The organism is Flavobacterium ginsengisoli (assembly GCF_029625315.1).
GTDB lineage: Bacteria > Bacteroidota > Bacteroidia > Flavobacteriales > Flavobacteriaceae > Flavobacterium > Flavobacterium ginsengisoli.
Window position 1 is genome coordinate 3233516 of the sequence record NZ_CP121110.1, and the last position, 20333, is coordinate 3253848.

Consider the following 20333-nt stretch of genomic DNA (forward strand, 5'->3'; position numbering starts at 1 on the left):
ACAATTTCAAAAATTCAATAAAATTGCTTTTAGGTTTAATATAGATTCTCAATTTCAGAAAATCTAAAATCTAAAATCCAAAATCTAAAATTAAAATGGCATACGATAAATTTAATATACTTACTAGCAGCGGAGTTCCGTTGCCAATTGAGAACGTAGATACAGATCAAATCATCCCAGCTCGTTTCTTAAAAGCTACAAAACGTGAAGGTTTTGGAGACAACCTTTTTAGAGACTGGAGATATAACGGAGACGATACTCCAAAAGCAGATTTCGTTTTAAATAACCCGACTTACAGTGGAAAAATCCTTGTAGGAGGAAAAAACTTCGGTTCTGGATCTTCTAGAGAACATGCTGCTTGGGCAGTTTACGATTACGGATTTCGTGCTGTAGTTTCTAGTTTCTTTGCTGATATCTTCAAAGGAAACTGTTTGAATATTGGTGTTTTGCCAGTACAAATCAGCCCAGAATTTTTGGAAAATATTTTCAAAGCAATCGAAGCTGATCCTAAAACAGAATTAGAAATCAATCTTCCTGACCAAACTATTACTTTATTGTCAACTGGTCAGCAAGAATCTTTTGCTATCAACGGATACAAAAAGAATAATATGATTAATGGTTTTGACGACATTGATTATTTACAAGATATGAAAGAAGATATTAAGGCTTTCGCTGATAAACTTCCTTACTAAAAAATCAGGTTCAGTCCTATGAGACCCGACAGGTTTTTGAAACCTGTCGGGTCTTTATAAGTTAAATAAAAATACTTCCAAAAAAATGAACGACAACAGCATTGTTTTACCAAAATTTTATTCGGAAATCAAAAGTGATTCTGAGAAAATTTCGTTTTCAATGCCGTCCGATTTACAAACGGGAAGTTTTCTTAGAACATTATCAGCAACAAAAAAAGATGGTCATTTTTTAGAGTTAGGAACTGGAACTGGATTATCTCTTGCATGGTTGATTGAGGGAATGGGAGAAAACTCAAGCTTGATTTCAATTGATAATACAGCAGAATATCAAGATATTGCTAAAAAATATTTCCAAAAACCAAATGTTTCATTTGTCTGTGAAGATGCAGAAAAATGGATTTTAAATTATAAAGGTTTAAAGTTTGATTTGATTTTTGCTGATGCGTGGCCAGGAAAATATGTGGTTTTAGATGAAACTCTAAGCTTATTGAAATCTGGCGGAATTTATTTAATTGACGACATGTTGCCGCAACCAAACTGGCCGCTAAATCATGATAAAAATGTCGAAAGACTTATTCAGGATTTAGAAAACAGAACAGACATTCAATTGACTAAAATGTGCTGGTCAACAGGTTTGATTCTGATAACAAAAAAATAAAATAGTAAGCATTTGGCTTATTGCAAAAGCTAACAATATAATAATGGAAAAAAGAAAAATTGAAATAATGGATACGACGCTTCGTGATGGTGAACAAACATCGGGAGTTTCATTTTCTGCTGCAGAAAAACTAACCATTGCGCAATTGTTGTTGGAGGAATTAAATATTGATAGAATCGAAATTGCTTCTGCCCGCGTGAGCGAAGGAGAATTTCAGGCCGTAAAAGGCATTACTTCATGGGCCGAAGAACGCGGTTACATTGACAGAATCGAAGTTCTGACGTTTGTTGACGGTGGTGTTTCAATTGACTGGATGAAAAAAGCCGGTGCCAAAGTACAGAATTTATTGACCAAAGGTTCAATGAATCACTTAACACATCAATTAAAAAAAACTCCCGAACAGCATTTTTCTGAAATAGCTCACATCATTTCTTTAGCAAAAGAAAATAATATTGAAACCAATGTTTATCTGGAAGACTGGAGCAACGGAATGCGAAATTCACCAGATTATGTTTTTCAATTCTTGGATTTCTTAGCAACACAGCCAATTAAAAGAGTTTTACTTCCCGATACTTTAGGCGTTTTAATTCCGTCTCTAACTTTTGAGTTTATTTCAAAAATCAGAGCAAAATATCCAAACATTCATTTTGATTTCCACGCGCACAACGATTACGATTTAAGTGTTGCTAACGTTATGGAAGCGATAAAAGCCGGAATCAACGGACTTCACGTAACGGTAAACGGAATGGGAGAACGCGCTGGAAATGCACCTCTTGAAAGCACTGTTGCTGTTATCAATGATTATATGCCAGAAGTAAATATCGGCATTAAAGAAACTTCATTGTATTCTGTAAGTAAGCTGGTTGAAACTTTTACAGGTTATAGAATTCCTGCAAACAAACCAATTGTAGGCGATAACGTTTTTACTCAAACTGCCGGAATCCATGCTGACGGAGACAATAAAAACAATTTATATTTCAACGACCTTCTTCCGGAACGTTTTGGAAGAAAACGTAAATACGCTCTAGGAAAAACTTCTGGAAAAGCCAATATTGAAAAGAATCTTCAGGAGTTAGGTTTAAAACTAAACAACGAAGATTTAAAATTGGTTACCCAAAGAATTATTGAATTGGGCGACAAAAAAGAAACCGTAACCAAGGAAGATCTGCCATACATTATTTCTGATGTTTTGGACAGTCATACTTACGAAGAAAAAATCACCATAAATTCTTATATGCTGGTTCATTCTAAAGGAATGCGCCCATCTACGACCTTATCTCTAAATTTAAACGGAGAAATAATCGAAGAAAATGCACAAGGAGATGGTCAGTTTGATGCTTTTATGAATGCTTTATCGAAGATTTACAAAAGCAAAAAACTTACGCTTCCAAAATTAATCGATTATGCCGTGAGAATCCCGCCAGGAAGTAGTTCTGATGCGTTGTGCGAAACCATTATCACATGGGTTAACAACGGAAAAGAATTTAAAACCCGCGGATTAGATTCAGATCAAACCGTTGCAGCGATAATTGCAACACAGAAAATGTTGAATATAATTACATAGGTTCTAAGTTGCTGAGATTCTAAGCTACTAAGTTTTTCTTCTTTGAACTCAGAATCTCAGCAACTCAGAATCTCAGAACCTTAGAACCTTTTAAAAAATATAGAATGAAATTAAACATAGCCCTTTTAGCCGGAGACGGAATCGGACCAGAAGTAATCGATCAAGCAGTAAAAGTATCTGATGCAATTGCACAAAAATTTGGACATGAAATAACTTGGAAACCAGCTTTAACTGGAGCAGCTGCAATTGATGCAGTAGGAGAACCATATCCAGATTCAACACACGAAGTTTGTAAAAATGCTGATGCCGTTCTTTTTGGAGCAATCGGACACCCAAAATACGATAACGATCCTTCTGCGCCAGTTCGTCCAGAACAAGGTTTGTTAAAAATGCGTAAAGCATTAGGTTTGTTTGCAAACGTAAGACCAACTTTTACATTCCCTTCTTTATTGGATAAATCTCCTTTAAAAAGAGAAAGAATCGAAGGAACTGATTTAGTTTTCTTAAGAGAATTAACAGGCGGAATTTACTTTGGTGAAAAAGGAAGAAAAGATAACGGAGATACAGCTTATGATAACTGCGTTTATACAAGAGCTGAAGTACAGCGTTTAGCTAAAAAAGGTTTTGAATTAGCTATGACACGTTCTAAAAAATTATGTTGCGTAGATAAAGCAAACGTTTTGGAAACCTCACGTTTGTGGAGAGAAACAGTTCAGGCAATGGAAAAAGATTATCCAGAGGTTGAAGTTAGCTACGAATTTGTTGACGCTGTAGCAATGCGTTTAGTTCAATGGCCAAATTCTTATGACGTATTAATTACGGAAAACTTATTTGGAGACATCTTAACAGACGAAGCTTCTGTAATTTCAGGTTCAATGGGATTAATGCCTTCTGCATCTATGGGAGCTGAAGTATCTTTATTTGAACCTATTCACGGTTCTTATCCGCAAGCTACAGGATTAAACATCGCTAACCCAATGGCTACTGTTTTGTCTGCCGCTATGATGTTCGAAAACTTCGGATTAATGGAAGAAGGAAAAGCAATGAGAGATGCTGTAAACAAAGCTTTAGAAGCTGGAGTAGTTACAGAAGATTTAGCTAATGGCGGAAAAGCATACGGTACTAAAGAAGTTGGTGACTGGTTAGTCGCTAACATATAGTTTATTTTTGTTTCAGGTTGCACCTTCAAGCAATCTGAAACTTGAAACATTAAAAAGAGGGATTAACTTTCGTTAATCCCTCTTTTTAATTTAAATTGTTGACAGGAACAAAGTTTCCTCCTTGTGTTATTGGAATTTTATAAAAAACTCCTTCAGAAAAATACATTGTTTGTTTTTCGGCACCAGAATCGGCATTAACTGCTGTAAATTTAAAGGTCCCCGAAATGGTATTCTCAACCGTATTATATTCTGTCACAATAATTTGCCCGTTTCCTTTGCCTATGCTTGTAGTAAATTCTGCTTCTTGCCCTTTATAAGTGTTTTTATAAGTTGCTTTTGCAGCAAGCATCAGCACTTAAAACGTATGTCTTCTCAGTTGGTTCAGGAAGCTGGAAGCGTATTTGTTCGTAACCTAAAGAACCTTCAATTACAAAAGTTCCATCCGATTCCATTCCTGCTTTATAGACTTGAGCTCTCCAAAAGTTGTTATCTTTTAAGGTTTGAAAAGCCGGATTATTGAATCTTACATCTTCTGTACAAGACATAAGTAGAAGTAAAATTGATAAAAAGTAAAAGATTTTTTTCATGTTTAAAATGAATTTGTTGCAAAAGTATTGCATTAAGATCAAAATACTTACATTAAAAAGTCAAAAAAATGCTAAAAAAACAACTCAAATATATTTAATCTTTTTTAAAAACGTGTTTTTCATAAAAAAATTATATCTTTGCGCCCTTAATTAACAGAGGTCGAGTACCTCAAAATTTAATCAATAAGATTATGTCAGTAAAAATTAGATTACAAAGACACGGTAAAAAAGGAAAACCTTTTTACTGGGTAGTAGCTGCAGATGCACGCTCAAAAAGAGATGGTAAATACTTAGAGAAAATCGGTACTTACAATCCAAACACTAACCCAGCAACTGTTGAGTTAAACCTTGACAGCGCAGTTAAATGGTTACACAATGGTGCTCAACCAACTGATACTGCAAGAGCTATCCTTTCTTACAAAGGTGCTTTATTGAAACACCACCTTGATGGAGGAGTTCGTAAAGGTGCTTTAACTCAAGAGCAAGCAGATGCTAAATTAACTGCTTGGTTAGAAGCAAAAGCTGGTAAAGTTGATGCTAAAAAAGATGGTTTATCTAAAGCTAAAGCTGATGCTAAAGCTACAGCATTAAAAGCAGAGAAAGAAGTTAACGCTAAACGTGTTGCTGATGCTGCTGCTGCACAAGCTGAAGCTGCTGCCGCTGCACAAGCTGCTGAGGCTACTGAAGAAGTTGCTGAAGCTACTGAAGAAGCTCCTGCTGCTGAAGAGAATAACGAAACAACTGAAGCATAATTTTACTTAGCGATAATGCGTAAAGAAGACTGTTTTTATTTAGGTAAAATCGCTAAAAAATTTAGTTTCAAAGGTGAAGTTCTGATCTATTTAGATACAGACGAACCTGAGTTATACGAAAATCTGGAATCAGTGTTTGTTGAACACAACAAACACTTGGTTCCTTTTTTTATTGAAACAAGTTCTTTACACAAAAACGACTTTTTAAGAGTCCGTTTTGAAGATGTAAACACCGAAGAAGATGCAGATGCCTTAGTTGGAAATGCTATCTATCTTCCTTTAACTATGTTGCCAAAACTTACTGGCAACAAATTCTACTTCCATGAAGTTATTGGTTTCGAAATCGAAGACAAACGTTTAGGCGTTTTCGGAAAAATAACTTCTATTAATGATTCAACTGCTCAACCTCTTTTCGAAGTTTTAAATGGCGAAGTTGAAATCTTAGTTCCAATGATTGATAATTTCCTTGTAAAAATTGATCGTGAGAACAAAAAAGTCATCATGGATCTTCCTGAAGGTCTTGTAGAGATGTACCTTTAATTTAAGAAATTCCAATTTTTTAAATTCCAAAATTATGAAGGTTTTATTTTAAAAAAAGAAAGAAAAAACTTATTTTTTTATATTTCTTTTATTTTAAATTTACTTTCCAAATTGGAATTTGTAATTTAAAATATTGAGATTTTTATATATGAAACCATATAATTTAGAAGAAAGAGCTTTCCTATTTGCAAAAGAATGCACATTATATATTAGAACATTACCAAAAATAGTTTCAAATATTGAAGATGCAAAACAATTAGTGTTCTTCTGGTTCCGTTGGAGCAAATTATATCGAAGCAAATGAGAAATTGGGTGACAAGGATTTATTGTTCCGTCTTAAAATTGCTCGAAAAGAAGCAAAAGAATCTAAATTTTGGCTTCAATTACTGAATGACTTGAATCCAGATCAAAAATTAGCGTCAGAACTTCTATTATACGAAGTAGAAGAATTACGAAAAATTCTATCCGCAATAATTACTAAAACTTCAAAATAATAAATCCATATTTAATAGTATTTTTGCAGTTCATAATAATACATCTCTTTGCAATTGGAATTTGGATTTTTTAATAGAAATTTCTTTTTTTAGTTGGAATTTGGAATTTAAAAAAAATGGAATTTTCTATCTATGTTTAAGTTTAAACAATTCTCTATAAACCAAGACCGTTGCGCTATGAAAGTAGGCACAGATGGTGTTTTACTTGGTGCTTGGGCTCCTGTTCATCATAGTCCGTTTAGTGTTTTAGATATTGGTGCTGGAACAGGAATTATTGCTTTGATGTTGGCACAAAGAAGCCATGCAGAAAAAATTGATGCACTTGAAATCGATGAAGATGCGTATGAACAATCAGTAGAAAACTTTGAAGCTTCTCCTTGGGGTGATCGCTTATTTTGTTTTCATGCTGGTTTAGACGAGTTTATTGAAGAACCAGAAGACGAATATGATTTAATTGTTTCAAATCCGCCTTTTTATGCTGAGGATTATAAAACCGAAAACGAACAACGCGATTTAGCTCGTTTTCAAGATGCAATGCCCTTTGAAGAAATTGTTGAAGCTGCCGATTTGTTGCTCTCAGAAAATGGAATTCTAGCTATAATTATTCCTTTTAAAGAAGAAGAAAAATTTATTGCTCTTGCAAAAGAATCAGAACTTTATCCAATAAAAATCACAAGAGTTAAGGGAACTCCTAAATCGGAAATTAAGCGTAGTTTATTAGCTTTTAGCCGAAATGAAGTTCTTGAAATTGAAACCGATGAACTTATTATCGAAATCGACAGACACGTTTATACTCCTGAATATACTGAATTGACTAAAGATTTTTATTTAAAGATGTAAAAATATCTTTAAATAAATTATTCTTTTTGCAGACACAATCCTCTTTGAAAATCCATTCCATTCGGGTTTTCTTCATTAAAATATACTATGTTATAAGTAACACATTCCTCGTCTGTATAAATTATTTCTGCTACACTTTTATCTCCAATTTTAACATTCTCAGCTCCTAAGTTTTTTATACAAACCCTTTCAAGTTTACAATCACTAAGCCATTTGACACTCCAAACGGTTTGCAATTTACGATCAAAATAACACTCTTCAATAGAATCTTTTCGAATAGCATATTCATTTGGAAAAGCTGGAGCCGCAAACTTTCCATTCTTAAATCTAGTGCAATCTAATTTTTGAGAATAACTAACAGTCCCCAATAAGATTAGACAAAAAACGATGATTTTTTTCATGATATTTTTTACTGTTATTTTTAATTATTTTCCATTTTTCGCAAAAAGAATCGCTCTTTCAAGAACTTCATCCTTACCTTGCTGAATACCTAAAATTGTTGGTTTTACTTCAATATCTGGAACAATACCAATTCTTTGTGTTTCTTTTTTATTTGGATAAAAAACACCATAACAAGTAAATGAAGTATAAAATCCTTTTATAATTGGAAAACCATAATTTGCACCATCTGCACCACCTGTTTGGCTTCCAATTATTTTAACTTTTGGGGCTGTTTGCAAACTCATTGCATTAAATTCTGCATGGCTCACTGCTTTTTCATTTATTAAAACAATTACTTTTCCTTTGTAATATTCTGGATTGTTTTTACCACATTTTAAAGTTTCATTTCTCCATAAATAACGTCCTGGATAGTTTACATCTGGATCTAAGAATTTGACAAACTCTTTCGGTTCAGGATTTAGCCAATCTGAAATTGCATACATAACATCATGAGGACGCTCTCGATTATCAAAAATAATAGCACTTGTGTTATTCAATGCTGATATCAGAGCAGGAACATCACTTTCATCTAATGCATCGTAATTAACATAACCGATATTGCCTTCTAGTATTTTCCATTTTTCACGATCTGGAAATTGAATTTTTAAGTTTTGATATTTATAACGTTTAATAGATTTCACTTCAGACTTTCCATTTCTTATGAACTCCACTTCTACCGCATCTGATTTTCCATTAAAAATTGTCCAATAAGCATTTTTTAAAATAGATGGTTCATTGGATCCTTCGACATACTTTCGGTTTTCTTTTAAAAGTTCTGCTATCGTTTTTCCGTTAACTCTTGTAAATACATCTCCAATTTTAATATCGCTAACTTTTGCCAAAGAGTCATTTTTCAAACTAACAACAATTGCTTTCTCATCTATAAAACTTACATCAGCTGGGATAAATTTATCTCCAAAATATTCGAACAATTGAGGCATTTGGGTTGAAGCGTGAGTGTCATTTAACTTAATAGAGATTTCACGCATTGCTAAAACAAAGTCCTTTTCAGATTCTGGAGCATAAAATCTCGGCAGCATTTCTGTTAACACCTTATCCCAATTTTCATCCATTTGGTATTTGTATGGAAAGAAATACTCAATATAATTCCAATATCTAAAAAGAGCCAAAAGGCGCATTTTTTTATCTTCCCATTTAAACTCTGTATACTTTACTTCATTTTTGAACTGTAAAGGCATTCCTCCATCAAGCTTAAAGTCAACATAGTATTGTTTATCTTGAATTCTATTTTCTTCAATAAACTTTAATTTCTTTGAAAGCGACTTAGAAAATAATTCATTTTTATTGAACCATGACAAATCGAAATTTTTATCAAAGTATTCTTTTTTAGTTTTTACGTTTTCCTGCTTTTTGATTTCGCCTAGAGAAACAATCCAATTTTCTATCACCTGAGAAAATGCTTCAGAAGTTTGAGCCTCTTCGACTTTTGGTAAGATTTGAAACAATTGTTCATCCCAGTTTTTGCTTCCATCAGTGACATTTGGGTGATAATATTTTAAAAAGCCCCAAACTTTGCATGTCGCGACTAACTTTTGAGTTTCAGTTATTGGTTTGGAAAAAGAAATTTGAAATAATAAAACAAAAGCAATTAGTAGTTTTTTTTTCATTTAAGATCTGTGGTTTTGGGTTTCGGTTAGTTAGTAGTTTTTTTTTAGACTTGTTCAAAAATGGTTTTAAATTGATACAGGATTCTTTCGATTAAACGCAGATCTTCGGTTACAATTTCTGCGCTTCCTTTCATTTCCTGCTGGAAAGCAATTTGTTTATCGTATGATGTTTTCAGGCCTTTTGGAAGTGCAACATCTATTAGCAGATTTCCATCTTTATCTGGCACTAACGAAATGTTTTTAATTTCGCCTTTTAACACACCAAATTCGCGGTCTGGATAATTTGCCAAGCGAATATTGACCTTTTGTCCCACTTTTATTTTACCTGAATTTAAAGCTGGTGCTTTCACTTTACCAATAAAACTATTTTTTGCATCTGGAATAATTGAAAATACATTGTCACCAACATTTATGGTCTGATTTTCATTCCAAACTTGTAAAAATGTAACCTTTCCGCTAATTGATGATTTTAGCGCATATGCCAGTTCCCAATCTCTTATTACTTTTTTTAACTGATAAAAGGATTGTGAAACATTGCGGCCAAGATTAACCTCTTCTTTGGTGCTGTTTATTTGCAGATTCTGGCTTGATTTTGTGTTATCAATCAAAGAAGACCTTAATTGAGAAATCGATGATAACAAGCTTCTATAATTCTTTTGCGCTTGAAGGAAAGTCAATTTTTTAACTTCCATTTCTTGAGCAGAAATAATTCCTTTGTTGAATAGCGTTTCAAAACGTGCGACTTCGTTTTTCTGAAGTTCCAATTCTCGCTCATTAATCACCTTTTGTTGCCGCAAGATTTCTAACCTTTCTGTTATCTGAATTTTTTCAGACTGCTGCGCTCTGGTTTCGACCTGAAAAGGGTGCAGATCTTTATTTAATTCCTGCGCCTGATAATCTTTCTGAAACGCCGCATACGCGCTTTCGATTTCTCCCAGTTGTGTGTTTTTCAATAACTCAAAAGGAAACTCTTTTTTAGTGTTATTGATATCATATTTATCAACAATGCCTTTCAATAAAAAAACATCTTTATAATTGGCTGTGTTTTCAATAATAGCCAATGTGCTGTTCTTTTCTACCAATGTTTTATTTTTTACCAAAATAGCTTCAATTCGTCCAGAAGATTTTGATACGATTTTCTCTGGAGGAATATTAGTGGTAATTACAATTTCAGTTTTTACGACATCGGGATATTTGACAAACCAAGAAATAAAAAACAGCATAATGATTATGGCAAAAATCAAGACTGTCCCCCATCGTATCATCCAATGCGGTACTTTGGTTAGGATATCCTGAACCTCTTCGCTTCTTAATTCAAATGTATCTTCGTTCATAATTAATTCCCTAATTGCAACTGGTTTCTAACCAATTCAAAATAATTTCCTTTTTGTTCTACCAATGCCGAATGGCTTCCAATTTCGATGATTTTTCCTTTTTCTAAAACCACAATCTGATCAGCATTCATTACAGTGCTCAATCTGTGCGCAATTACCACTACCGTTTTATCTTTAAAAAAGATGTCAAGCTTTTTCATAATCGCCTTTTCATTATTGGCATCTAATGCCGAAGTGGCTTCATCAAAAAATAAAATTTCTGGGTTTTTATAAACTGCTCTCGCAATTAATAATCGTTGTTTCTGCCCAGTGCTCATTCCTAATCCTTCTGCTCCAATTTTGGTGTTAAAACCTAAAGGAAGCTCGCTGATGTATTCTTTTATGTTCGCTACATCTGCTGCGTAAAGCAATTTTTCTTTATCAATTTTATCTACCCCAAAAGCAATATTATTGGCAATTGTATCGCTAAAAATAAAACCTTCTTGCATTACAGCTCCAATATTAGATCTCCATGCATTTTGCGATATATTTTTTAGTTGTGAGTTTCCAATCAAGACCTCTCCTTTTTCGGGTTCGTAGAACTTGAGAAGCAATTTCATCAAGGTCGTTTTTCCGCTTCCGCTAACTCCTACTATTGCAGTAACTTTATTGCACGGAATTATTAAATTTAAATTGTCTAAAACAGGAACATCTGAACCTAAATATCTAAAAGAAAGATTTTTAATTTCGATATCTACATTTTGCGGAACTTCGTTTGTTTGATTAATTTCCTGCTGGACTTCATCTTCTTTCTCATGAATTTCGGACAATCTGGCCAATGAAATTTTCGCATCCTGCAATTCTCTCACAAATTCAATTAATTGTGTAATAGGACCATTTAAACTCCCCACAATGGCACTTATAGCCAACATCATACCTAAAGTTATAGATCCGTCAATTACTAACTTGGCAGATAGAAAAATGATAAATATATTCTTTAATTCATTAATAATAGAAGAGCCAATTGTTTGCGTCTGTTCTAAAACCAATCCTTTTATCGAAACCCTAAAAAGTCTTGCCTGTACATACTCCCAGCCCCAACGTTTTTGTTTTTCGGCATTATGAAGCTTGATTTCCTGCATTCCGTTTATAAGTTCCATTACTTTACTTTGCTCGTTTGAAACTTCTGCAAATCGTTTATAATCTAGAACTTCTCTCCTTTTTAAAAACAAAACTATCCAGCCAAAATAAAGCACACTTCCTGCAAAGAAGACTAAAAAAATCTGCAGATTGAAATAGGCCAAAACAGCTCCCATAACAAACATATTGATTACAGAAAATAGCACATTAAGCGATGATGTCGTTAGTATTTTTTCAATTCGGCGATGATCATTTATTCGCCGCATAATATCTCCTGTCATCCTCACATCAAAAAAAGAAATAGGCAGATTCATTAATTTAATAAAGAAATCTGAGATAAGAGAAATATTGATTCTAGTTGATAAATGCAATAAAATCCAGCTTCTAATGAGTTCTAATCCTGTTCTTCCTGCAAAAACAAAAAGCATTGCAAAAAGAATCAAATAGATAAAATGAATGTTCTGATTCTGTATTCCGACATCAACAATACTCTGTGTTAGAAACGGAAAAATTAGATTGAGTAAACTGCTCGCAAAAAGACCAACTGCAAGCTGAATAAGAAATGATTTGTATTGAAATAAATATTGAAAAAGAAACTTAAATCCTAATCCAGAATTTTCTTCTTTATCAAAATCAGATTGGAAAAAACTTGGTGTTGCTTCGATCAGCAATGCAATTCCTTCTTTTGTTTCATTATCGGCATTATTGCCTATCCAAAACTTCACAAACTCTTCTCTACTATACTCCAAAAGACCAAAAGCGGGATCAGAAATATAATATTTCCCTTTTTTTATTTTATAGAGCACTACATAATGATCATTATTCCAGTGTAGAATACAAGGCAGTGGGGCTTCTTCAATTCTTTTTACAGAAAGTTTTACCCCTAAAGTTCTAAATCCGATTTTTTCGGCAAGCATCACTCAGAAAAAGCAAATTACTTCCTTCGCGAGTAGTTTCGCTAAAATCTCTCAACTCCTGAATGTTGATTGTTTTACCGTAATATTTAGCAATAATTTTTAAACATGTCGGACCGCAATCTTTATTATCAGCTTGTCTATAATGAGGGAATTTTTTCAATTTATTTTGATTTATTCTGGGCCAATTTAATAAAAAAAATTCTTGTTAATCCATAAAAAAACAGAGAAGATATAAATCTTCTCTGTTTCGGTATTTAAAAACAAATTTTAGCAACACAATTTCTTTAGGACATGGCTGCGGTTACCCTAACCAAGTAAAATTAACACAGCAGACCAACTCCTAAGAATCTCAGTACCAATCATCAATACTGAGAATTTGCTCAATGTTCCACGATCGAGCGCCTATACATTCAAAAAAAACATGACTAAATTCTAAATAAGGCTATATCGTATTACTTTCAAAAAAGTTAAAAATCAACAACAAAGACGACTTGTATCACAAATACCCGATGATGTATTTAACGGACAAGTTTCGTCTGGTGATATTAAAATGCATCCTGCTTGCAAGGCATATACCCAACATTCTGGAATTCCTCCTTTTATGGTTTTCTGTTCACTTTTTTTAATGTACTGAGCACCTTCAAGGTTTAAAATCTTCTTTAACATAATAATATCTTTTTTAGATAGTAAGCGAGTTTCTTCTCTTACTATTTAAATATTAGCATTAGCAAGTATAATATTTCTCAACAGCAAGCATCATTACAATTAATCTCTTCTGAATAATCAGTTCCCAAGATGTTCTTCTGCTCTTTTTTTGTAAGCTTTCTTGTTTCCTTGCTTTTTAAAATTTTCTCTAACATAACTGGTTATTTACATTTTTCGGTTTAAGCCTCAAATTTGCAATAACTTGATGCTTAAAATTTTTCTCTTAGCAACTTCCGACGTAACTATTTGGAATGCAGTTCCAGTACGCTGGCACAGTTCCAAATTCTGTACATCTTTTAACTTTAAATCCGTCTTCACAAATTGGAGCATGATCTCCATTTATTGTTTTCAGCTCACTTGCAGTTAATTCTACTGCTCCTTTTAATTTCAAGATACTCTTTAACATATCTGCAGGTTTTAGGTTGGGGGTAACTTATTTCTGTTTTTACAGTCGAAACTTCTGTTTCATATTATGCTATCTTTTCCAAAACTTGAACTTCATCGATGTAATCATTTAAGAAATATTTCAACTCGTTCAATTCGTATTCATTTGGAAATAGCCTTTCATTTACAATTTTAATAGGTGTGTAATTAAAATTGTTCATAGAGCACCAATCGTATTGTTTCTGAATTTCCTGATTTATCATCATGCTTACAGATTCAACATTCCATTTTTTAAGCCATTTTTTGTGTGTCATTCTTTTGATATACCAATCAGAAATTGCTTCAACCGTTTTTCCAGGTGTTGTTCTGTTAATAGTCAAAAGTCTTTCAACAACAGCCTTATAAGGATTATCATTATTTTCTGGATTAATATTGAAAAGAACATTCAAAAATATTTTGTCTGGAAACTTCATCACTAAGTCAAAAGCTTCTTGGAAAGTTTTATAACAATGTCCGCAGCTTGGGCTAAGAATTACAGAAAGTCTAACTCCGGCATTTCTATTTCCAAATGTTAAGCCTCTTAAATCTTCAAATCCTTTTGCATATTTTACTTTTTTAGATAAGTAATTTAATAGCGAATAATTTCTTTTAAATTTCTTAAGCTCTTTTAATGAATTTTCATTGTCAAGCATTTTTCTAATCATCACTTTAACTGTTGCCCAAATTGGCATTAAAAGTAAAAGAGAGAATATGTATGGAAAAACTTCACTAAAACTAAAGCTCAACGTAAAAAGATCTGATGAAAACCAAACAATACTCTGAACCAATATTAAAAATGAGATTGCTAAGCACATTATGCACCATTTTTGAATCTCAAATTTTTGAATCCAGATTGAGCAAACTATTATTGGAATAGCTAATAAGCTTAAAAATCCAACAAAAATAGCAGAGCTTAATGGCTGAACTAATATTGCAATGATACTTGAACTAAAGAAAAGTAATGGCAAATCTGAAAAACTCAACCATCTGTTTGCAATATCATCATTGAAACTTATTACCGAATGGCAAGAAGAGTTCGAACTTAAATTACAGAATTTTGAAATTACTGTGTTTTTAACTCCCCATTTCTCCTGTACAATAAATATGCTTACAATTAAACCAAGAACTGATGTTACTAAAAAAGAAGCGCTAAACCAATCAAAACGATTGTAGAAAAAAGACAATCCCGCTACGAGCGCAAGAGGCAGAAAATATTTTAGCCAATTGTATTCTATTTTTAGATTCTCTCTTGTTACTACATTGTTTGGCTCAATGGCAACGATTACACCATTCCAGTCTAAAAGAAATTTATCATACGATAATTTTTGCGTTCCTTTTTTTGTGGTTGTAATTCTAACCCCACTTTTAATCTTTTCAACCAGTATTAATTCATCTTTGAAATACGCCAAAAAGTTTGAAGGCAAATCTTCAATTTGCTCTTTCGAAACTCTTACGGCTGCATTCTCTACAGAAAGCAAATCAAACGAATCTGTAATGGCAAACAAACTCGGATAATTTGGATGAGATAAAAACAGATCCTTAAACTCATTTTTGATATCTGAGTAGCGATTGATTTGCAGAAATTTTTGGACCAGCTTTAACATCGTTTTTGATCGTTTTTAAATCATAATTACACTGCAAAGATTGGTGATTTTATTGATAAAAATCGCATGCGCACATACATTTTATTAATTATACCACATACAATTTATAAATTATACCAAGTATAGTAAACATTATAACTAATTGAATAATAATTAGTTACATACAACATTTTTCGTTAAAAAGCTCAAAAAGTCTATTTTCGATTAACGGCTTTCCTTTTTATCTAGTTTTGGAAAGGCGATAATCGAAACAATATCAAACATGAAAAATAGAACACAAAAAACGAATTATTTTATAAGAAAAAAATCATCGAAAAGAGAGTAAAAAAATGACTTAAATAGTCAAAAATTGACTCTTGAAAACAGCAGAAAATACCCCCTGAAAAGCATAGTAGCAAGATTCAAATAAAAGGAATTAACTTACAATAAAGTCCCTTTTTTACTACTGTGAAAAACCAAAAATAAAACCAAAATAACTTTGCATAAACCATTTTTAAGCGTTGCTTTTATCGCTTTTAATAACAATTGCTTAAAATATTTATGAAAGATTTATAGTACTAATTTTTTTAATTTAAATAAACATACAACATGAAAAATTCAAAATTTACATTCAAAGATTTCCAATTAGATACAATCTCTAAAAAAGAACAAAAAACTATTAAAGGCGGAAGTGTACCTGATCCTACTGATCCAAACGAACCTAAAAAAGGCGGAGGAGGAAACGGAAATAACTAAAACCATACCTGAATAAACTCTTTAAAACTATCCAAAAATATAAAGTCATGAAAAATAACAAATTAACATTCAAAGATTTTCAATTAGATACAATCTCTAAAAAAGAACAAAAAACTATTAAAGGCGGAGGTGTAGATGATCCAATTGATCCAAACGAACCTAAAAAAGGCGGCGGAGGAAACGGAAATAACTAAAACGATACCTGAATAAACTCTTTAAAACTATCCAAAAATATAAAGTCATGAAAAATAACAAATTAACTTTCAAAGATTTTCAAATAGATACAATCTCTAAAAAAGAACAAAAAACTATTAAAGGCGGAGGTGTAGATGATCCAATTGATCCAAACGAACCGAAAAAAGGCGGCGGAGGAAACGGAAATAACTAAAACGATACCTGAATAAACTTTTTAAAACTATCAAAAAAATATAAAATCATGAAAAATAGCAAATTAACATTCAGCGATTTTCAATTAGATACAATCTCTAGAAAAGAACAAAAAACTATTAAAGGCGGAGGTGTAGATGATCCAATTGATCCGAACGAACCGAAAAAAGGTGGCGGAGGAAACGGAAATAACTAAAATGCCACCTGAATAAAACTTTTTTAAAACTAATCCAAAAAAATATAAAGTCATGAAAAATAACAAATTAACTTTCAAAGATTTTCAATTAGATACAATCTCTAAGAAAGAGCAAAAAACTATTAAAGGAGGAGATGATCCAATTGATCCGAACGAGCCTAAAAAAGGCGGAGGAGGAAACGGAAATAACTAAAATGATATCTGAATAAACCTTTTTAAAACTAATCCAAAAAAATATAAAGTCATGAAAAATAGCAAATTAACATTCAAAGATTTTCAATTAGATACAATCTCTAAAAAAGAGCAAAAAACTATTAAAGGAGGAGATGATCCAATTGATCCGAACGAACCTAAAAAAGGTGGCGGAGGAAACGGAAACAATTAAGAAGCCAATACTTTTAACTAAATATTATTCGCAAACTGAGCTGGAGACACTCCAGTTCTTTTGCGAAATGATTTTGCAAAAGAAACTGCATTTTTAAATCCAACACTTTCTGCAATTGCCTGTGTAGAATATTTACGATACAAATGATTCGTAATCATCTGGTTAATAACATAATTAATTTTCAACTCATTAGAATACTCACTAAAAGATTTTCCAAATCTTTTATTTACTACATAAGACAAATAAGTCGTATTGGTCTTGATTTTTTTTGCCGCATAAGCAAGTGTAAAATCGGCATTTAGATATTCTAATTTCTCTTCTAAAGCCAATAATTTCTCTACGATTTTATTCTCTTTAGCTTCGTCAATACTCAAATTCGCATTTTCTTTTTTCAAAATAGCATCATCCGTTTCAGGAACTTCAACTATTTTTTCGAGAGCGACATTTTCTATTTCGACTTTTTCATGTTCCTTTTTCTCCAGATTAGCTTTGAACTCTTCAATTAAAGCGTTCATTTTCTTTTGAGCTCTATTTTTGTCCCTAATATTTTTGATAAGGAAAAAGACAATTCCAATTACCAGAATTACATAAAATACCTTTAAGGCTTTGTTCCAAAATACCTCATATTTATATTTCTCCTGAACATCAAGCATTTCTTGGCTTAAATCTGCGGTACCTAATTTATAGTTTACCTCTAATGCTTCTTCTCTTAGATTTCCTTCATATTTTTCATAAGAATCTAAGTATAATTTAGAGTGCTTATAAGCCAACTCTGGTTCATTTTTAATACTGTAAATTTTAGCCTGTAAATAGTTGGATCTAAAAAAGTTAATATCAACCGTTTTGTTCTTTTGGCTAATAGAGTCTACTTTCTTTAAAAAAATAAGAGCTCTATCATATTTTTTTATCGAATAATAAAGGTCTCCTAAATTAAATGCGGCAATTTTATATAGGCTTTCATTTTCAACCTGTTTGGCATAAAAAGAGATATCATAATAAATTTTCTCGGCATTGGTATAATCCTTTTTAAATACATAAATATTACCCAAACTAAGTTTAGAAGTAATCTTATTGTCGATAAATTTATCCGAAAAAGCTATACTCTTCTTATAGTAGTACTCTGCAGAATCTAGTAAATAAGTCTTTTCTCTATTTTTGGTATAATATCCTTCATAAGAATTCCCAAGATTGATATAGCTATTACTTTTTGCATTCTGAAACTGATCTTTATCGTACAAACCTTCGTTCTTGTCCAAAAACGCTTCATTCTGTCTTAAGATCTTTATTGACAGCTGATAATTGCCAACGCTCTCATTCAATAACGCAATATTTGCTTTAAATTTTACAATTTGTACAACATCATTTATCTTAGAAGAAAGCTTAACTCCTTCCTGATAACTGCCAAGCGCTTTACCATAATTAGATCTCTTCCAATATGTAAGTCCTCTATAGTTACATAAATAGGCGTGCAGTTTTATTTTATCAGTAGACTCAGGAATTTTATTTAAATGCTTTAAAGCTTCTGCATACATTTTTTCAGACTGGGCAAGCATTTTCTTTTAGCTGATACAAATAAGAACCTGCCCCATAAGCAAAAGTCTTATGAGCCTCATTATCAGATTTAAGGACCTGATTAACATAAATCAAACCGTCATCATAATTTCCGTTTATACTAAAACGAATTTTATCCCGTAATTCTAAGTACTTTTGTTCTGTAAGCTCTCCATTGGTCTGAGCCGTTCCATTGCAAAATATTAGTAAGAAAAAGACAAAAGAGATTATCAGCCTCATTTAAATTGTTTTTGGAATTCAAAAATAGTCTATAAATTATCAATAAACTACAATTAATTTGCCAAATTCCTATTAATTTTATTTTTGCAATAAATAAATATAACATTTTAACGAGTATTTGTTATATTTATATTATGTAAATTTGTTTGCTAAAAAATTATATAACATGAAACCAGACCTATTTCAATCTCCAGATTACTATAACTTAGATGATTTGTTAACAGAAGAACACAAATTAGTTCGTGAGTCTGCCCGTGCTTGGGTTAAAAGAGAAGTTTCTCCTATAATAGAAGAATATGCTCAAAAAGCAGAATTTCCAAAACAAATTATAAAAGGTCTTGGCGAAATTGGTGGTTTCGGTCCTTATATTCCGGTAGAATATGGAGGTGCTGGACTAGACCAGATATCTTATGGTTTGATTATGCAAGAAATCGAAAGAGGCGATTCTGGTGTAAGATCAACTTCTTCTGTACAGTCTTCTTTGGTAATGTATCCTATTTGGAAATATGGAAACGAGGAGCAACGAATGAAATATCTTCCAAAACTGGCAACAGGAGAATTTATTGGTTGTTTTGGTTTAACAGAACCAGATCACGGCTCTGATCCGGGAAGTATGATTACCAATTTTAAAGATATGGGCGATCATTATCTTTTAAATGGTGCCAAAATGTGGATATCAAACGCCCCTTTTGCAGATATCGCTATCGTTTGGGCTAAAAATGAGGAAGGCCGAATTCACGGTTTAATCGTAGAACGCGGCATGGAAGGCTTTACAACTCCAGAAACTCATAATAAATGGTCACTTCGTGCATCTGCAACAGGAGAATTAATTTTTGATAATGTAAAAGTTCCTAAAGAAAACCTTTTACCAAACAAATCTGGCTTAGGTGCTCCGCTTGGCTGTTTAGATTCTGCTCGTTATGGAATTGCTTGGGGAGCAATTGGCGCGGCAATGGATTGTTATGATACTGCTTTAAGGTATTCTAAAGAGAGAATCCAGTTCGGAAAACCAATTGGAGGAACACAATTACAACAGAAAAAACTAGCAGAAATGATTACCGAAATCACAAAAGCACAATTATTAACTTGGCGTTTAGGTGTTTTAAGAAACGAAGGCAGAGCAACAACAGCACAAATTTCTATGGCAAAACGCAATAACGTAAACATGGCAATTACCATTGCACGCGAAGCAAGGCAAATGCTTGGAGGTATGGGAATCACTGGAGAATACTCGATTATGCGTCATATGATGAACCTAGAAAGTGTAATCACTTATGAAGGAACTCATGACATACATTTATTGATTACTGGAATGGACGTAACCGAATTCCTGCGTTTAAATAATTGATAATTATTAAAATATATACAAAATCAATCTAAA

General features: G+C 32.5%; 26 protein-coding genes and 1 pseudogene. 16 read left to right on the forward strand and 11 right to left on the reverse strand.

Going from position 1 to position 20333, the window contains the following annotated elements; all coding sequences use genetic code 11:
• Nucleotides 1-95: 95 nt before the first annotated feature.
• The 4 genes from leuD to leuB all read left to right on the forward strand — a co-directional run bounded on the left by leuD (nucleotide 96) and on the right by leuB (nucleotide 4074).
• Nucleotides 96-692, forward strand: coding sequence for a 3-isopropylmalate dehydratase small subunit (gene leuD, locus P5P87_RS15035; RefSeq protein ID WP_278019797.1), 597 nt, complete (start codon nucleotides 96-98; stop codon nucleotides 690-692).
• A gap of 85 nt (nucleotides 693-777) precedes the next feature.
• Nucleotides 778-1350 (forward strand): O-methyltransferase, encoded by a 573-nt coding sequence (locus P5P87_RS15040; RefSeq protein ID WP_278019798.1) that lies wholly within the window; start codon nucleotides 778-780, stop codon nucleotides 1348-1350.
• Between the two features lie 43 nt (nucleotides 1351-1393).
• The gene (locus P5P87_RS15045) at nucleotides 1394-2914 is read left to right on the forward strand and encodes an alpha-isopropylmalate synthase regulatory domain-containing protein (RefSeq protein ID WP_278019799.1); all 1521 of its coding nucleotides are present in this window, start codon (nucleotides 1394-1396) and stop codon (nucleotides 2912-2914) included.
• 104 nt (nucleotides 2915-3018) lie between these two features.
• Nucleotides 3019-4074 (forward strand): 3-isopropylmalate dehydrogenase, encoded by a 1056-nt coding sequence (leuB, locus tag P5P87_RS15050; protein WP_278019800.1) that lies wholly within the window; start codon nucleotides 3019-3021, stop codon nucleotides 4072-4074.
• An 85-nt stretch (nucleotides 4075-4159) separates the two neighbouring features.
• Here leuB and P5P87_RS15055 read toward each other — a convergent pair whose 3' ends face one another.
• Together P5P87_RS15055 and P5P87_RS15060 are read right to left on the reverse strand one after the other, a co-directional pair.
• Nucleotides 4160-4423, reverse strand: coding sequence for a DUF6252 domain-containing protein (locus tag P5P87_RS15055; protein ID WP_278019801.1), 264 nt, complete (start codon nucleotides 4421-4423; stop codon nucleotides 4160-4162).
• The gene (locus P5P87_RS15060) at nucleotides 4398-4619 is read right to left on the reverse strand and encodes a DUF6252 domain-containing protein (protein WP_278019802.1); all 222 of its coding nucleotides are present in this window, start codon (nucleotides 4617-4619) and stop codon (nucleotides 4398-4400) included. Before P5P87_RS15060 ends, P5P87_RS15055 begins: the two co-directional genes overlap by 26 nt.
• Nucleotides 4620-4852: 233 nt before the next feature.
• Between P5P87_RS15060 and P5P87_RS15065 the strand changes: the two genes are divergently transcribed.
• From P5P87_RS15065 to P5P87_RS15085, 5 genes are all read left to right on the forward strand, one after another.
• A complete protein-coding gene (locus tag P5P87_RS15065) occupies nucleotides 4853-5413 on the forward strand; it encodes a 30S ribosomal protein S16 (protein ID WP_144215896.1) in 561 nt (186 codons plus the stop codon).
• Nucleotides 5414-5428: 15 nt separating this feature from the next.
• Nucleotides 5429-5953, forward strand: coding sequence for a ribosome maturation factor RimM (gene rimM, locus P5P87_RS15070; protein ID WP_198854822.1), 525 nt, complete (start codon nucleotides 5429-5431; stop codon nucleotides 5951-5953).
• A gap of 148 nt (nucleotides 5954-6101) precedes the next feature.
• On the forward strand, nucleotides 6102-6257 hold the full coding sequence (locus P5P87_RS15075; RefSeq protein ID WP_278019803.1) for a hypothetical protein: 156 nt from the start codon (nucleotides 6102-6104) through the stop codon (nucleotides 6255-6257).
• 4 nt (nucleotides 6258-6261) lie between these two features.
• Nucleotides 6262-6447 (forward strand): four helix bundle protein, encoded by a 186-nt coding sequence (locus tag P5P87_RS15080; protein ID WP_278019804.1) that lies wholly within the window; start codon nucleotides 6262-6264, stop codon nucleotides 6445-6447.
• Nucleotides 6448-6579: 132 nt separating this feature from the next.
• A complete protein-coding gene (locus P5P87_RS15085) occupies nucleotides 6580-7287 on the forward strand; it encodes a tRNA1(Val) (adenine(37)-N6)-methyltransferase (protein ID WP_278019805.1) in 708 nt (235 codons plus the stop codon).
• Between the two features lie 17 nt (nucleotides 7288-7304).
• On the opposite strand, the gene P5P87_RS15090 is transcribed toward P5P87_RS15085, so the two are convergent.
• From P5P87_RS15090 to P5P87_RS15120, 7 genes and pseudogenes are all read right to left on the reverse strand, one after another.
• A complete protein-coding gene (locus P5P87_RS15090; RefSeq protein WP_198854825.1) occupies nucleotides 7305-7688 on the reverse strand; it encodes a hypothetical protein in 384 nt (127 codons plus the stop codon).
• Between the two features lie 24 nt (nucleotides 7689-7712).
• A complete protein-coding gene (locus P5P87_RS15095) occupies nucleotides 7713-9356 on the reverse strand; it encodes a S41 family peptidase (protein WP_278019806.1) in 1644 nt (547 codons plus the stop codon).
• A 44-nt stretch (nucleotides 9357-9400) separates the two neighbouring features.
• Complete coding sequence (locus P5P87_RS15100; protein ID WP_278019807.1) at nucleotides 9401-10690, reverse strand: HlyD family secretion protein; 1290 nt, start codon at nucleotides 10688-10690, stop codon at nucleotides 9401-9403.
• Nucleotides 10691-10692: 2 nt separating this feature from the next.
• Nucleotides 10693-12886: pseudogene (locus P5P87_RS15105) on the reverse strand (peptidase domain-containing ABC transporter).
• A 314-nt stretch (nucleotides 12887-13200) separates the two neighbouring features.
• Nucleotides 13201-13392 (reverse strand): hypothetical protein, encoded by a 192-nt coding sequence (locus tag P5P87_RS15110; RefSeq protein ID WP_278019808.1) that lies wholly within the window; start codon nucleotides 13390-13392, stop codon nucleotides 13201-13203.
• A 262-nt stretch (nucleotides 13393-13654) separates the two neighbouring features.
• Nucleotides 13655-13837: a hypothetical protein gene (locus P5P87_RS15115; RefSeq protein ID WP_198854829.1), complete on the reverse strand. Its 183-nt coding sequence runs from the start codon at nucleotides 13835-13837 to the stop codon at nucleotides 13655-13657.
• A 64-nt stretch (nucleotides 13838-13901) separates the two neighbouring features.
• Nucleotides 13902-15458, reverse strand: coding sequence for a vitamin K epoxide reductase family protein (locus tag P5P87_RS15120; protein ID WP_198854830.1), 1557 nt, complete (start codon nucleotides 15456-15458; stop codon nucleotides 13902-13904).
• A 588-nt stretch (nucleotides 15459-16046) separates the two neighbouring features.
• Here P5P87_RS15120 and P5P87_RS15125 point away from each other — a divergent pair.
• Genes P5P87_RS15125 through P5P87_RS15150 form a run of 6 tightly spaced genes read left to right on the forward strand, consistent with a single transcriptional unit; the run spans nucleotide 16047 to nucleotide 17161 of the window.
• Nucleotides 16047-16193 (forward strand): rSAM-modified peptide, encoded by a 147-nt coding sequence (locus tag P5P87_RS15125; RefSeq protein WP_198854831.1) that lies wholly within the window; start codon nucleotides 16047-16049, stop codon nucleotides 16191-16193.
• A 47-nt stretch (nucleotides 16194-16240) separates the two neighbouring features.
• The gene (locus P5P87_RS15130) at nucleotides 16241-16387 is read left to right on the forward strand and encodes an rSAM-modified peptide (protein WP_198854832.1); all 147 of its coding nucleotides are present in this window, start codon (nucleotides 16241-16243) and stop codon (nucleotides 16385-16387) included.
• A gap of 47 nt (nucleotides 16388-16434) precedes the next feature.
• On the forward strand, nucleotides 16435-16581 hold the full coding sequence (locus tag P5P87_RS15135; protein WP_278019809.1) for an rSAM-modified peptide: 147 nt from the start codon (nucleotides 16435-16437) through the stop codon (nucleotides 16579-16581).
• A gap of 48 nt (nucleotides 16582-16629) precedes the next feature.
• Nucleotides 16630-16776 carry an rSAM-modified peptide gene (locus P5P87_RS15140; RefSeq protein ID WP_198854834.1) on the forward strand — a complete coding sequence of 49 codons (147 nt, stop codon included), beginning with the start codon at nucleotides 16630-16632 and terminating at the stop codon, nucleotides 16774-16776.
• Nucleotides 16777-16828: 52 nt separating this feature from the next.
• Entirely contained in the window at nucleotides 16829-16969 is a 141-nt protein-coding gene (locus tag P5P87_RS15145) for an rSAM-modified peptide (protein ID WP_278019810.1), read from the forward strand.
• A gap of 51 nt (nucleotides 16970-17020) precedes the next feature.
• Nucleotides 17021-17161: an rSAM-modified peptide gene (locus tag P5P87_RS15150; protein ID WP_198854836.1), complete on the forward strand. Its 141-nt coding sequence runs from the start codon at nucleotides 17021-17023 to the stop codon at nucleotides 17159-17161.
• A 17-nt stretch (nucleotides 17162-17178) separates the two neighbouring features.
• Here P5P87_RS15150 and P5P87_RS15155 read toward each other — a convergent pair whose 3' ends face one another.
• Complete coding sequence (locus tag P5P87_RS15155) at nucleotides 17179-18714, reverse strand: helix-turn-helix domain-containing protein (protein ID WP_278019811.1); 1536 nt, start codon at nucleotides 18712-18714, stop codon at nucleotides 17179-17181.
• Nucleotides 18698-18952: a hypothetical protein gene (locus P5P87_RS15160; RefSeq protein WP_278019812.1), complete on the reverse strand. Its 255-nt coding sequence runs from the start codon at nucleotides 18950-18952 to the stop codon at nucleotides 18698-18700. Before P5P87_RS15160 ends, P5P87_RS15155 begins: the two co-directional genes overlap by 17 nt.
• 166 nt (nucleotides 18953-19118) lie before the next feature.
• On the opposite strand from P5P87_RS15160, the gene P5P87_RS15165 reads away from it, so the two are divergent.
• Nucleotides 19119-20300, forward strand: a complete 1182-nt coding sequence (locus P5P87_RS15165; protein ID WP_278019813.1) for an acyl-CoA dehydrogenase family protein — start codon at nucleotides 19119-19121, stop codon at nucleotides 20298-20300.
• Nucleotides 20301-20333: the final 33 nt, after the last annotated feature.

Coding starts and splice junctions, on each gene's coding strand:
- P5P87_RS15060 (WP_278019802.1), bottom strand. CDS start 4,619: ATGTCTTGTACAGAAGATGTAAGATTCAATAATCCGGCTTTTCAAACC.
- P5P87_RS15160 (WP_278019812.1), bottom strand. CDS start 18,952: ATGAGGCTGATAATCTCTTTTGTCTTTTTCTTACTAATATTTTGCAAT.
- P5P87_RS15155 (WP_278019811.1), bottom strand. CDS start 18,714: ATGCTTGCCCAGTCTGAAAAAATGTATGCAGAAGCTTTAAAGCATTTA.
- P5P87_RS15040 (WP_278019798.1), top strand. CDS start 778: ATGAACGACAACAGCATTGTTTTACCAAAATTTTATTCGGAAATCAAA.
- P5P87_RS15075 (WP_278019803.1), top strand. CDS start 6,102: ATGAAACCATATAATTTAGAAGAAAGAGCTTTCCTATTTGCAAAAGAA.
- leuB (WP_278019800.1), top strand. CDS start 3,019: ATGAAATTAAACATAGCCCTTTTAGCCGGAGACGGAATCGGACCAGAA.
- P5P87_RS15110 (WP_278019808.1), bottom strand. CDS start 13,392: ATGTTAAAGAAGATTTTAAACCTTGAAGGTGCTCAGTACATTAAAAAA.
- P5P87_RS15045 (WP_278019799.1), top strand. CDS start 1,394: ATGGAAAAAAGAAAAATTGAAATAATGGATACGACGCTTCGTGATGGT.
- rimM (WP_198854822.1), top strand. CDS start 5,429: ATGCGTAAAGAAGACTGTTTTTATTTAGGTAAAATCGCTAAAAAATTT.
- P5P87_RS15125 (WP_198854831.1), top strand. CDS start 16,047: ATGAAAAATTCAAAATTTACATTCAAAGATTTCCAATTAGATACAATC.
- P5P87_RS15135 (WP_278019809.1), top strand. CDS start 16,435: ATGAAAAATAACAAATTAACTTTCAAAGATTTTCAAATAGATACAATC.
- leuD (WP_278019797.1), top strand. CDS start 96: ATGGCATACGATAAATTTAATATACTTACTAGCAGCGGAGTTCCGTTG.
- P5P87_RS15065 (WP_144215896.1), top strand. CDS start 4,853: ATGTCAGTAAAAATTAGATTACAAAGACACGGTAAAAAAGGAAAACCT.
- P5P87_RS15130 (WP_198854832.1), top strand. CDS start 16,241: ATGAAAAATAACAAATTAACATTCAAAGATTTTCAATTAGATACAATC.
- P5P87_RS15085 (WP_278019805.1), top strand. CDS start 6,580: ATGTTTAAGTTTAAACAATTCTCTATAAACCAAGACCGTTGCGCTATG.
- P5P87_RS15120 (WP_198854830.1), bottom strand. CDS start 15,458: ATGTTAAAGCTGGTCCAAAAATTTCTGCAAATCAATCGCTACTCAGAT.
- P5P87_RS15115 (WP_198854829.1), bottom strand. CDS start 13,837: ATGTTAAAGAGTATCTTGAAATTAAAAGGAGCAGTAGAATTAACTGCA.
- P5P87_RS15095 (WP_278019806.1), bottom strand. CDS start 9,356: ATGAAAAAAAAACTACTAATTGCTTTTGTTTTATTATTTCAAATTTCT.
- P5P87_RS15100 (WP_278019807.1), bottom strand. CDS start 10,690: ATGAACGAAGATACATTTGAATTAAGAAGCGAAGAGGTTCAGGATATC.
- P5P87_RS15165 (WP_278019813.1), top strand. CDS start 19,119: ATGAAACCAGACCTATTTCAATCTCCAGATTACTATAACTTAGATGAT.
- P5P87_RS15150 (WP_198854836.1), top strand. CDS start 17,021: ATGAAAAATAGCAAATTAACATTCAAAGATTTTCAATTAGATACAATC.
- P5P87_RS15055 (WP_278019801.1), bottom strand. CDS start 4,423: ATGCTTGCTGCAAAAGCAACTTATAAAAACACTTATAAAGGGCAAGAA.
- P5P87_RS15090 (WP_198854825.1), bottom strand. CDS start 7,688: ATGAAAAAAATCATCGTTTTTTGTCTAATCTTATTGGGGACTGTTAGT.
- P5P87_RS15145 (WP_278019810.1), top strand. CDS start 16,829: ATGAAAAATAACAAATTAACTTTCAAAGATTTTCAATTAGATACAATC.
- P5P87_RS15140 (WP_198854834.1), top strand. CDS start 16,630: ATGAAAAATAGCAAATTAACATTCAGCGATTTTCAATTAGATACAATC.